The sequence below is a fragment of the Bifidobacterium sp. LH_449 genome, from assembly GCF_056356755.1.
Genome location: NZ_JBKEUV010000010.1, coordinates 45,766 through 59,281 on the forward strand (window position 1 = coordinate 45,766; position 13,516 = coordinate 59,281).

The window sequence follows — 13,516 nt, forward strand, 5'->3', positions numbered from 1 at the left end:
CACTGTTTGATTATATAGCTTAGTTTTAAAAAAAGTCAAGTCGTTTAACTTAAATACTGGAAATCTTAATAACGAAAACGACTCGCCAGTACTTTACGAAACTTTCGATTATATTTTCCCGCTAAAAAAATAAAGGAATATACATGTTCCCACAGACGAGCTTAGCGACAAACCCCTGTACGCGCCTCATCACCCAGGTATGCAAAACAGCGACACGGCACGACGTCAACATGGACCCTGCCTGCTATGGCAATCATCGAAGGGCCGACCTATGAACACAGAAATATTGCGCTATAATCTACAAGCGGCGCATCGTTGCGCCCATTCCGAATCACATAAGCCATGCGTCCCGGAATCAAGGACACAGCTTCACCCCACCGAGAGGATTCCGTTATGGAGCACATTCTCAACAGACGAACCGCCACCATCCTTGCATATACACGCATCCATAAGCCTGGGATGACACCCTGCGGTCTGGCCTACGCCGTTCACTTTGCCATCAGCAGAGACGGTCGCGTTTATGAATCTCTGAACCAGAACTACGGTATCCTATTCGCCCCGGCAGATATCACAGAAAACAACACAATTGACACAAAAAGCCTGAAAAACCCCTACATCTTTCCCCTTATAGAGGGAGGTTGGGGCATCGCCGCAATACGCACACAGGAAACAGGAGAGCCAGATTCCAACCACCGCATATTGATATGGAAGACCAAGGATTTCATGACCTTTACGCAGCTTGATCCGCTTTCAATCGGAAATGAAGCCGCTCACGCATTGCACGTCCATATCGAAGATGACGGTTACTCATTTGCATGGAAATCCGATTCTGGCTGCTATGAGACATTGCTCCCCACATTGCCCGGCACTGCCCTCGAAGTCAAGCCCACCGTCTGGCATGAGGAAAAGGAAGCTGAAATGCTGCCAGGTCTACCGGAGGATGCCATACCTGGTAATAGCGTTATGATTAATGCCTCACTGGCCGACAAACTGACACTATACTGGGGAGAGCTCTCCCACTGCGCCACTCATGTGCCCGATTCAGTTATCGCCCACTGCGCGAAGGATATCGAATCTATTGCCGCCATTGCAACGTATACGGACGGCTCCACCGCGCCGCAACAAGTGGATTGGGATATGTCCACCGTGGACTTCACCAAGCCAGGCGATTATGTCGTGCACGGCGTGCTGCATGGAAACCGTTATCGTTTCCCGCTCACGCACGGAACCGGCGATCCGGTCATCGTACCGTGGGCAGGCAAATATTACCTGCTGTTCACCAATGACAAAATGAACGACGTTGAGTTCTATGCGCGAGAAGCCGACAGTCCGGAGGAGTTATTCGCTCCTGGCATCGAAAACCATCTGATTTTACCTTACGACGAGCTAAAAGGCCATATCCAGACGTTCTGGGCACCGGAATTCCACATCGTGGGCGGCGAACCATATATCTTCTTCGCCATCAGCGGCAAGATTTGGGGACCGCAATGCCATGTCATGCATCTACGTCATGGCGGGAGTTTCATCGACCAGGAAAGTTGGGAAGAACCAAAACGCCTTGTACGTGCGGATGGCAGCCCGTTGGCCGCAAGTGGAATCACGCTCGATATGACGGTAATCAAGGCTGGGGGCCACACCTACGCTGTATGGTCATACCGCAACGGATTCAACGATTCGTTCGATACCGGCTCCATGCTCTATATCGCCGCATTGAACGAAGACCGGCCATGGATGCTGGCCAGCGAACCACGACTGCTCAGCCGTCCGACGCTCAGCTGGGAAAATACGGAAGGTACGATCAACAACGAGGGACCACACTCATTTGTTACAGAGGACTGCGTCTATCTGAGCTACAGCGGAGGCGCTGCAAACAGCTACACGTACGCGGTCGGTCTGCTGACCGCGAATCCGCAGGATGATCTTTCCAATCCCGCAAATTGGCACAAAAGCCTTACACCGGTATTGCACTACAAGTCGGTTGCGGGAGAATACGGCCCCGGCCATAATTCCTTCTTCCGGGACGATCTTGGCAACCTGTGGATTGCGTTCCACGGCGAGGTCAGTTACGAAAGCCGTGAACGTTGCGCCGGTATTCGCCGCGTGCATTTTGATGTGGATGGACGTCCGAGATTCAACCTTTCCGCGAATCGCGACGTCAATCCGGCCCTGCGCAATGTGTCGATCCACGTGACAGTGAAATAAACGAATTAGTCGACCGTACGAGGCGCACATGTGCTGTTGCGTACCACCAGCCCCACAGGCAGAATCGTCGTACGCAACAGCACCCTGTTGGCGTGGATATCCATAATCAGCCGGGTGGCAAGCGATGCCATTTCTTGCAACGGCTGATGAACAGTGGTCAACGGCGGCCCCATGAACTCCGAGGTCTGTATGTCATCGAACCCCACTACGGAAAGATCTTCCGGAATACGTAGCCCCAGCTGTCGTGCCGCCTCATATACGCCCATACATTGCAGATCGCTTCCTCCAAAAATGGCGGTGGGTCGATTCTCCACGTCCCTAAGTAACGACATCGCCTGCTCATAGCCGCTTTGAGTTTTGAAATCACCTTCCCGAATCAAAGTGGAATCGTGAAGGATTCCTTTTTCTTCAAGAGCCGACATATAACCCGACAGACGCGCCCTGGAGCAGAGCATGGACCGGGGACCGGTGATAATGCCGATACGGGTATGGCCGAGATCCAACAAATGCTTTGTCGCGATAACACCTCCTCTCCAATTGTCCGCCTGCACAGAGATGCTGTCGCTTGACGGCTCACCTGATGGATCAAGAATGACATACGGTATATCGTGATCACTCAAACATTTATGCTCGCTGTCAGTCAGCTCGGAAAACACGAGAATGGCACCAATCGGGCGTCGTTGTGCCACATCATCCGCCCATTGCGGATCTACATGCTCCCGGCTACCGCTTTGTGTGACGACGACGCTGACATCAAACAGTTTGGCTGTCGTCACCATACCACGTAACAGCTCCATGCCCCACACGGTGTCAAGACTTTCAAACACCACTTCGATGCACCGGCTGGTGCGGTACAGATGTCGTTTATGACGCGAATACCCGCTGGCCCTCAGCTCCGTATCAATGCGTTTGCGCGTTTCGGCCGAAACATCCGGATGACCATTGAGAACCTTGGACACGGTCGCTAACGAGTATCCTGTCCGACGTGCGATATCAGCAAGACGGACGCCTTGCACCCGACGATCCATAGCATGTGAACGCCGTCCAGAAGATGAGGCCGCCATAAGCCATTCCCTCCTCGTATGCTGTATGTTACTTACAGTCGCACCCATGTCAATATTTTCGCATTGGAGTTTCAAGCCCCCCCCCCCCGGGAAAAATGCAGACAGCTGAGGTTTCCCGAACAATGCCTGCTTCGTCGATATTGCAAGTCTTTCACCGTCACCGAACATGGTGCCGAATCCAATACCGCGATGTCAGAATTCTCGCATCATACAGAAATCCTCGGCCTGTGCCGTTACTGCACGACCAATTCAAAGGGAGTGGCGGGCAATCCCTGATCATTATACAGGAACAGCTCCGGTGACGGATCCCAAGCATAACGAATCAACGTTCCTCGATTCAACCTGATTTCCTGACTGATCGGAACCTTAATCAAGTGACCGCCATGGCAATCGTACCGACAAGCCTTCACCCGATATATCGAGCCTCCCGGCTCCAAAATGTCAAAAGGCACGTCGCCTGTGCAGACCAATCCCCCTCCCGTATGGATGAAGGAGATCTCAACGCCATCATCCTTGTGAATCGCCATGACAGGAAGCGGCCCCATCGGCTCGCAATCACGTCCATAAACCAACGACTCGGCAGCCGTTGCCAAGCGCTGCGCGACATGACGCTTATCCAAAGGATGCAGGTCATTGTCCTCTCCGTATCCGATCGTCACCACCATCGCCGTGTTCCACAACGTCAAAGCGCGCCGTTGCTCATCACGCAGCCTTGGCCAATCGCAATCGGGCTCCAAAGTATAGTTCGGCAATTGAGCAAATATGAATGGTAGTTCCGGACGCTTGAACAGCGCACGCCACTCCTGAATCAGCGACATCAACAGCTGCGCATAGCCATAAGACGCATGGGCGTTGGACTCCCCCTGATACCACAACACACCGGTCAGCGATAAGCGTGCCAGCGGAACGATCATTGCATTGAAATCACCAACCGGAAAATACATGAAATTCTCCGGTTCCATACGATCCGGCATAAAGCATCCACGCTTGGCCTTCCATGGTCCGTAATCGTCAAGATCAAGGCATGAATTGCCATTAACCATCAACAAATGCCGCTTATTCCGCGTCAGCTGACCTCGTCCGGTAAAAATCATCATGCGTATGACCACGGTAAAGGATGCGGGAAGCGATGAAACTTCATATTCACGGGGAGGATACCGGTAGCTGGTCTGTCCGATAAGCCGCCCATCTACATAACATTCGTCAGCATCCACGATGGTTCCAAGACGCAATCGGGCCGGCTTGCCTACAAACGGCTCCGGAATGGTAATGCGCTTACGAAGCCACACAGCACCTGACGCCTTAATTTCAGGGTGCTCCGATTCCGTCAACGACATATCGGCCCAATCGGAATCGTCATAATCGGGAAGGGACCATCCTTCGCGCTTGCCACGATCAAAAGCATCCAGATCATGCATGTATCGGCGTTCATAATCCGCATACCATTGCTGCTGATATTCGATGTACCCTGGCTGCAGCACACGATTGAAATCACCAGGAAGCATTCCCAACGATTCCAAATTCCCGCGGCTCATCCATGATTCGATACGAGTGCCGCCAACCGCCGTGGAAATCAAACCAATCGGCACGCCAATGGATTCTCGCAGGTATTGGGCGAAGAAATAACCGATCGCGGAAACCGATGAGATATCGTCAACCCCTGCCGACAGCCATGATCCCGATGGGACATCATCATGGCGTCGAATAAAATCAAAGATTTGCGGTACTGCGAATATGCGAATCATTGAATCCTGCATCGGGCCCGTTTCGTCAGGAAACACCACGGAAACGCGCCCCACATTCACTTCCATATTGGACTGTCCGCCCAACAGCCACACATCGCCATACATCACATTGCCGACGAGGACACGTTCATCATCCGATTCGATGCACAGATCAAATGGGCCGCCCGCTGCATGACATGGCAATTCGACCTGCCAATGCCCCGACGCATCGGCGATGGACGAGCCCTGCAATGCGTCGATACCGACCCGTACTTCGACTCCAGGCTTGGCATCACCCCATATGGTCACCCGACGGTCGCGCTGCAGTATCGCACCATCCGTAAACAACGGAGAAACCTTCAAATGACTGTTCTCCGTATTCCTTCGCATCGCATTCACCAATGACCTTCCTCTTTCTCAGTACAACGAATCCCGCCGTCACGCCTACACAATCAGATACCCATACGCCGCTCCATTATGGGTAGATAAGCCGTCCCTGCTGATCGGGAATCCCACTCATGCGGTAGAAAAACGTGTTTATCTGATCACGCCAAGCGATGGCATCATCCAATTGCAGGTTCAAGCGTTCCGACACGTTGTTGAAATCGGATTCGGGAATCAGTCCCTTCACACCATTCCACAAGTCGATGAAGGTCTGCACATGTTCCGGACCGGCAAAATGTGTGTCGTAAATGTGCTGCAATACGGTTTTACCGCTATGAAGCACGTGGCTGTAAGACACATGATGAAAGAACAATAGCAGCTCGTCAGGCGTGCTTTCCACATGCTCATAGATTGCAGCCTGCCGTTGCGGATATTGCGCTGTATACCCCGAACCCGATGCCTGTGTACGGTCGACGCCGACCCCCAATCGATCGGCAAAATGGTAGGTGCCCCAACGATCATATTCGTAACCGTTCACAGATGGTCCGTAATGCTCTCCTGGTACAACCATAAATCCCACACCAAGAGGCGCGGTATACCCCTCATACACGGCATTGGATTCCAGAAGAATCCTGCGAATCGCAGACTGTGCAGCCGTACCGACCACGTCAGGAAAGGTCTGGGATATCCACTCATCGGCGATATCACGAGCGCTGATATCGTTATCCCAACACATACGCCCGAATCCATATAAATTGGCCTGCGCCAACGTATTGCCGGTCCAATTACCGTCCATTCCGACGTTGCTCACTCCCGCGAATCCCGTATGACGCGAATCTGCGCAACGGGCGCGAATAATTGCAAGGACTCGTCCATCATCCACCGATGCCATGGTGTCGGTGTCAATCATCGCCAACCATTGGGGCAACACGTAGTTCACGTCTATCTGATGACCCAGATATTCGGCAGTAATCTGGAATTCCACGATGATGTTGGTATGTTTCATGCCGCCGATGAGCGTGTTCAGCGGCTCTCTCGTCTGAAAATCCATCGGGCCGAATTTCACCTGCAGAATGACGTTGTCCGCGAATGCTCCGTCAAGGCCGATGAAGTTCTCGTATGCGGCTTTAGCCCGGTCGGTATGCCGGTCTCTCCAGTCTTGGTGCGAATTGTAGACGAACGCGCGCCAGACCATGATGCCGCCATACGGGCGAACGGCGGCTGCTAGCATATTCGCCCCGTCGGCATGCGTCCGCCCATATTGCATAGGCCCCGGCTCTCCTTCGGAATCGGCTTTCACTACGAAGCCCCCGAATTGCGGTATTCGCGCATAGATGTCGGCAACAACGTCGTTCCACCATCGGCGCACTTCTTGATTACATGGGTCACAGGTGTCAAGACCGCCCAAACGCTTGGGACTGGCGAAATTCACCGAGACGAATAGGGCGATGCCAAATTCGTCGAACAATGCGGCGATGTCGGCGACACGGCTGAGGAAAGGCTCAGTGATCAATCGTACGGCCGCACCACGCACATTGACGTTGTTGAGACAAATCGCATTGATGCCGATGGATGCCATCAGTCGCGCATATGCGGTCAGGCGGGCGAAATCACCTCTGAACGGATTAGTGACATCCCGTTCGGGAAAGGAACGGAAGTCCGTATGATCGTTGCTGTCAAGATGTCCGAAGAAAATCGATTCGCCGGCGTAACCGCGTTCGACTGAGCCGTCGATCTGATCCCAATGATCGATCATACGTATGGACTGATCGGGAACAGAGGTGCGCTCGCGCACTCTCCCATCGACGGCTATGTCACGTAGATATGCATAGAAACCATACACCAGACCTACGCTGGATTGGCTTTCTATGATGACGCGGCCCTGCTCCTGACGGATGCGATACGCCTCATCGGAGGGGGTTCCCAACCTTGTCATACGCACGATAATCGTTGCCGCTGCTTCGCTGCAGACAATGGTCTGATGCAGGAATCCGATGATTTCCCTACGCAGACGTATCGTGCGCGCATCTTCGGCGTCAACATGAATGAACCATTGCGCCTCCGGCACGCGTTCACGGAAGTTTTCGGCTTTCAGCCACATCGCATCCGCCATATTCATCTTTCCTTCCACTCTGTCTTCACCATTTCACAGACCGGAAGCAGGCTGCCGCGCACAGCACGCCTACGACCTGGAATAGGAAAATATGCCCGTATCCGAACGTGCCGATAACACCGGCGGCCGCAAAAGAACCGCAGACGCCACCCAACGTGTTGGCGAGATTCAGAAATCCCAGATCTTTTGCCGCAGCCTCGGGATTCGGCAGCACATGCAGACTCAATGTCTGAATCAATGCCGAATTAGAGCCACTTCCAACGCCATTGATCGCCGCATATGTCATCAGCCCCAACGGGGTCGGCACGATAAAAGCGACCAACGATGCGAAAGCGATGATGCATGTCGTCACCGTCGTCATATCATGCACACGACTGAGACGGTCGCTTAATGGGCCTGCAATCGTGCAGCATGTCATGCCGACGATTAAGGAAATGGCAGCGTTCACGGACAGCAGCCTCCCTGCGGCATCATCGTCAAGTCCGATGTAATCCTGCATGATGTACAGCATGTAATTCGATGCCATGCTGGAGCAGGTGACCAGCAGGAAACGTCCGGCCAGCACCTTATAGAATTCGCGCGCTCCATGAGTAGGAAACATGAACATCGACGCCAATTCACGGACGTGCAACGGCTTGGCTGGTTCATGCTCGTTACCCGGCTCCGCAGCAAGCAACGCGGATACGATACCGCCGGCAATCGCGATGGCGGCCAGAACATTCACACCGACCGTCACATTGTCCAGGAACTGGGCCGCGACCAAAGCGCCTAGCTGAGAGCCTCCCATTTGCCCCATGCCGTACGCCGAGGACACCGTGCCCCTCCAACGCGGGGAAACGCGGTCGGACATTTGGGCCACCATGGCGGAGGCCACCCCATTGACCACCACCTCGTACAGGCACCACCACAGCAGCATCATACCGATGCTGCGCGCCTGTCCGAACATGAACAGCATCAGGCAGGACAGTATCGAACAGATCACGATCCAGGGCTTGCGCTTACCGAAGCGAGACCTGGTCCTGTCGGAGAGCGCGCCGAGAATGATGTTCGAGAACAATGCCACCACCATGGCGGTGGAGGAGAACATCACCAGCAATGACACCTTGCCGTCAGGGGCGATGACGTTCAGCCGCTGCGGCAGCAACGTGGAAATGGCGCCCTGATGCGGCAGCAGCCAGCATGCAGGGCCGATAACCAGAGCAATCGTCAGTAATTTCGGAAAACGCTCCTCAGCCGAATCCACAGCATTGGTCTTGTCGGGAGCATCCCGTCCCACGGAATGCCGTAACGACAATTCAGCATCCCTCACCGTCATACACACTACCGGCCATGCACCCGACGAATCCACCGGACCATTCCGTACTCATAAAGCGCGCATCCAGTTCTTCCAAAACCGTCGTATCGGGGTCCTCCAGCAATTCACCCGGGGTCAGACCATCGCCTTTCGCTTCAGACAGTGCGGTCTTCGCGCATTGCATAATCATCAGACGATTATCATGGAACAGCACAGCCACCGTCAGTCCGTCAGCGGTCTTTTCAAACGGCAGCATCGCCTGCGACCGCTCACCGGCATTGACCGTCAGACGGTTCACGCTGTTCTCCGACATATACAGCGTCACATAATTCGTCGAATTCTGCTGGACACGCAGCATACCGCACTGTGGCATCGGCATCAGCGTATTATCCTCACTGATACGGCGATACAGCACGCTTCGATTCCCACGAACAGCCACCAACGAATCGTCTTCAAGCGAATCGATCGTCATATCAAGCACCGTCATCGTTGTACCTTCAGCAGCGTCAGCAGACGGCGCATGAAGTGTAATCGCCGCGTTGCCGTCACCATTGTTGACGATATCAATCGTTTCAGGCAAACGTCCCAATCCGGCGGCGACGACCGGCCAGCCCGGATCGCCCTGCGGAGTAATCGGAACGCCGGTACCATCCAATTTCCAATTTGCAGGATTGTGCTCCCACGTCAACGGCGCGACAAAGGATTCACGTCCCAAATAGCTCAGTAATTCACCCGGCTGAGCACCGACGGTTTCACGCACGCCCAACGTGACAATCCACCAACCAAGCGTCGGATGGTGAAGCATGTCGAAATGTCCGACACACTGAATCGGATCAGCCAAGCCAAGATGCCGATGCGTCAAAATCGGATTCTTCTTATCGGCATGGAACAGACGACGATACACGCCAACATAGCAACGCTCGTTCTCACGAGCCGGCGTAATGACATCACCGGATTCGTTCAATGCTTTATCGAACGCTTCAACGGCAGCGCGCAAGCCATTCGGCGCGTACGTACGCATCGCCATTTCGCTGTGCTCAAAACTGGTACCGCCCTCGGCTGTCATCAAATAAACGTAATCGCCGATTCGGTACAGGTGCGGGGCCTCCGCCCAAACGGCCTCCACGCCATAACCCTTCCAAATCACAGATTTGCCGGCACCTGCGACACCTCCATCATTGATCAGCCTCCACCCATCGGGATCGATGCGCTGCGTCCATACTTCAGTCTGACCTTCCCACTGCGAATCAACAGCCGGCCTGGTCTGCGTCCAGTAAACCGTGCCGTCCGAATCTTCAAAGATGTCGGGATCGATGCCTTCGGCACCGGTGATCCAGAACGGCCCGCGCCATGGCCCTTCCAGTGAATCGGCCTCGATGATGAAATTGCCTTCCGCAGCCAATGCCGCATCCAATTCCGCCTGAGTGCATCCGCCCGACAGCGCCATCTCCTGGTTAATGCGCGCGATCGTACATGCGATCACATATTTGCCGCCGATGTTTCGCAGGGTCGGCGCATAGACTCCGCCGGAATCATCAACGAATGGAATCAACAGACGACGGGCCATGTCGGCGTCGATCGCATCGGATGCATGCGTCCAATGCGCCATGTCGGTCGACACGTGGATAGGCAAACCCGGGACCAATTCAAACGTGGAATTGACCAGGACGATTTCCTGTCGTTCACCGTCCCAGATCCAGCTGGGATCCGGATACATGCCGTGAAGAATCGGATTGGATACGATGACACCATGCTGTACGGCCATGCGAGTTCCTTAATAGAAATAGATACGTTGGAATGACATCGATTCGGCGTCCTCGCCGAAAACGTTCGCCATGGGGACGAGTTTTCATACCTCCGCAAACGGCGGAACCGCCCAGACCGCATACATGATCTGGACGGTTCCGCTGCTTCTGCGATGAAGGAAGGAGTATAGGAGAAAAAGGAAAGAAGAAGGAGATGGATGATGCAATCGTCGCGTACGCCGGCGATGCGGCGCGCCTGGCGCACGCGACGATCACCATCACCGATTCTGGTTTTCGCCTTGAATCAGGCTTCGGCCAGGGCGTCGATGATGTAGTTGTTGATGGTGGCCTTGACACCCTCGAGATGATCGGACTTGGTGGCTTCGATCAGCTTGGACTGCGGAATGTCCAGAGCGTACTCCTCCAGGGAGGCCAGCGAAGCGGTGCCGTTGTCGATGGTGGCTCCGATGCCGGAATCGTAGGAGGCGTAGCGCTCGGCCTGCAGGTTCTGGATGAACTTGTCCTCGTGCATCTTGGCTGCCACAAGCAGGCCGGCCGCGAAGGTGTCCATGCCGGCGATGTGGGAGCGGAACAGATCCTCGGCGTAGAAGGAGGTACGACGCGGCTTGGCGTCGAAGTTCAGGCCGCCCTTCGGGCCGATGGAGCCTTCGTCGAGGACCTCCCACATGACGGTGGTGGTTTCGACCAGATCGGTCGGGAACTCATCCATATCCCAGCCGATGAGCTTGTCGCCCTGGTTTGCGTCGAGGGAGCCGAGCACGCCGGCCTCACGGGCGGTGCGGATCTCGTGCTGATAGGTGTGGCCTGCCAGGTTGGCGTGGTTGCCTTCGAGGTTCAGCTTCATGAAGTCGATGTCGTAGGTCTTCAGGAAGGCGATGGCGGTGGCGGCATCGAAGTCGTACTGGTGCATCGTCGGTTCCTTGGCCTTCGGCTCGATCAGGAACTGGGCATCCAGGCCGATTTCCTTGGCGTATTCATGGCACATGTGGAAGAACTGGGCCATATGGGCCTGTTCGCGCTTCATCTGGGTGTTCCACAGGTTCTCGTAGCCTTCGCGGCCGCCCCAGAACACATAGTTTTCGGCGCCCAGGCGCTTTGCGATCTCCAGGGAGTGCTTCAGCTGGCCGCCGGCGTAGGCGTAGATGTCGGCGAACGGGGAGGTGGAGGCGCCGGAGACGAAACGCGGGTTGGTGAACAGGGAGGAGGTGTTCCACAGCAGCTTGACGCCGGTGGCCTTCATGTTCTCTTCGATCCTGTCCACGACCTTGTCCAGGTTGGCGTTGGTCTCGCGCAGGGTGTCGCCTTCCGGGGCGATGTCGCGGTCGTGGAAGCAGAAGTATTCGGCACCGAGCTTGGTGAAGAATTCGAAGGCGTAGTCAACCTTGGCCAGGGCTTCGTCCATCGGGTTGGAGTACTTGCCGTACCACGGGCGCTGGGCGGTGCCGGTGCCGAACGGATCGACGAGCTCCTGGTCGAAGGTGTGCCACCAGGCGACGCCGAAGCGCAGCCAGTCCTTCATCTTCTTGCCGGCGACGACGCGGTCGGCATCGTAGTAGTGGAAAGCGAGGCCTTCCTGCGGCCCCTTTTCGCGGCCGACGTATTCGATCTTGTCAATGTCCCACAGACCCATGGGTGCTCCTTTGCTCAGCATTGCTATCGGTGACGGATTCTTGCGCATCCATCGATGCCTTAATAGTAAAATGAACTACCTATTTTTGTCAATCCGTTTTACTATTCGGCGTTTCGCAAAGGTGAAAACACGACAAAGACTCCGTAAAAACGTTGAAATTAAGCCAAAATCACGACACAAATCACACTGAAGTCAGATATCAATCAGACCTGGATACATGTATAAGCAACGACTTCACGCAAATCAGACCCGAGAGGTCACATCACAAACATAAAATCACAGCGCAACACATCATCAGCACACAATGAAACCTCAAAAAAATGAGGCCTTATTATCAATAAGGCCTCATACGACTCATGTCTCACCGATGATCACGCCGCTGTCCCAACACCAGCGTGCGCCTGTGCCGGCGAATCAAATCAAACGTGTACACCGCCAACGCGAACCAAATCACACCGAACGAAATGAAACGATGCGCCGGCACCTGCTCCCCCAACACCGTAATGCCCAGCACCAGCTGAATACTCGGCGTGATGTATTGCGTAAAGCTTAAGGTCACGAACGACGCGTGCTTGACGCCGTATGATGTCAGCACCAGCGGAACCACCGTCAGAATGCCGCAGCCCGCAAGCAGCGCCCACACCCACCACGGTTCCCCCGCCGGCACGCCGAAACGCGGCTGCACGGCGAGCGCCACAAACGCGAACGGCGCCAGCACACCGGTTTCGAACGTCAATGATTCGAACGGATCGAGCGGCACGAATCGTTTGATCAGGCAATATCCGCTGTAGCTGAAGGTCATCAGCATCGCCAGTCCGGGGAACGAGCCGGTATCAATCACGTACAGGGAGGCACCGCACAATGCGATCACCATGGATGCGATGCTCAGGACCGATGTTTTTTCGCGCAGAATCACCAACGCCAGCAGCATGTTGATCAGGGGCAACAGGAAATTCGCCGCACTCGCCTCGGATGTGTGTCCGATGGACACCAAATAAATGTAGACGACCCAATCAATGGTGACGAGCACCGCCGCGGCGACGGCGCCCGCGAAGATCTTCGGGCGTTTCCACATCGCCTTCACGGATTGCATGAACGCATGCCAGCGACCGCTTGCCAGCATGAACAGCACCATGACGATGGCCGCGGTCAGAATGCGGTACAGCATGACGTTCATGGATGAGACGCTGGACAGCGCGGCCCAATACAGCGGGAACATGCCATATACGACGGCGGCGATCAGCGTAGCCGAAACGCCGCGCGGAGTCTGTTTGATCTGATTGCTTTGCATCGGATGATGATATCGCATGACGCGACTTCATCATCCGATGCGAAATAA

Annotated in this window: 8 protein-coding genes; 1 reads left to right on the forward strand and 7 read right to left on the reverse strand. The window is 54.7% G+C overall.

Going from position 1 to position 13,516, the window contains the following annotated elements; translation table 11 throughout:
* Window positions 1-393 precede the first annotated feature (393 nt).
* On the forward strand, window positions 394-2,202 hold the full coding sequence (locus AC1AX7_RS07965; protein ID WP_476509552.1) for a family 43 glycosylhydrolase: 1,809 nt from the start codon (window positions 394-396) through the stop codon (window positions 2,200-2,202).
* 5 nt (window positions 2,203-2,207) lie between these two features.
* Here AC1AX7_RS07965 and AC1AX7_RS07970 read toward each other — a convergent pair whose 3' ends face one another.
* The 7 genes from AC1AX7_RS07970 to AC1AX7_RS08000 form a co-directional block, all read right to left on the reverse strand.
* Entirely contained in the window at window positions 2,208-3,266 is a 1,059-nt protein-coding gene (locus tag AC1AX7_RS07970; protein WP_476509553.1) for a LacI family DNA-binding transcriptional regulator, read from the reverse strand.
* A 233-nt stretch (window positions 3,267-3,499) separates the two neighbouring features.
* Complete coding sequence (locus AC1AX7_RS07975) at window positions 3,500-5,389, reverse strand: sialate O-acetylesterase (RefSeq protein WP_476509599.1); 1,890 nt, start codon at window positions 5,387-5,389, stop codon at window positions 3,500-3,502.
* Window positions 5,390-5,465: 76 nt separating this feature from the next.
* The gene (locus AC1AX7_RS07980; protein WP_476509554.1) at window positions 5,466-7,493 is read right to left on the reverse strand and encodes an alpha-glucuronidase; all 2,028 of its coding nucleotides are present in this window, start codon (window positions 7,491-7,493) and stop codon (window positions 5,466-5,468) included.
* 19 nt (window positions 7,494-7,512) lie between these two features.
* A complete protein-coding gene (locus tag AC1AX7_RS07985; RefSeq protein ID WP_476509555.1) occupies window positions 7,513-8,802 on the reverse strand; it encodes an MFS transporter in 1,290 nt (429 codons plus the stop codon).
* On the reverse strand, window positions 8,783-10,546 hold the full coding sequence (locus tag AC1AX7_RS07990) for a glycoside hydrolase family 43 protein (RefSeq protein WP_476509556.1): 1,764 nt from the start codon (window positions 10,544-10,546) through the stop codon (window positions 8,783-8,785). The genes AC1AX7_RS07985 and AC1AX7_RS07990 overlap by 20 nt, the downstream gene beginning before the upstream one ends.
* 284 nt (window positions 10,547-10,830) lie before the next feature.
* Window positions 10,831-12,177 carry a xylose isomerase gene (xylA, locus tag AC1AX7_RS07995; RefSeq protein WP_476509557.1) on the reverse strand — a complete coding sequence of 449 codons (1,347 nt, stop codon included), beginning with the start codon at window positions 12,175-12,177 and terminating at the stop codon, window positions 10,831-10,833.
* A 361-nt stretch (window positions 12,178-12,538) separates the two neighbouring features.
* Window positions 12,539-13,486 (reverse strand): EamA family transporter, encoded by a 948-nt coding sequence (locus AC1AX7_RS08000; RefSeq protein WP_476509558.1) that lies wholly within the window; start codon window positions 13,484-13,486, stop codon window positions 12,539-12,541.
* Window positions 13,487-13,516 lie beyond the last annotated feature (30 nt).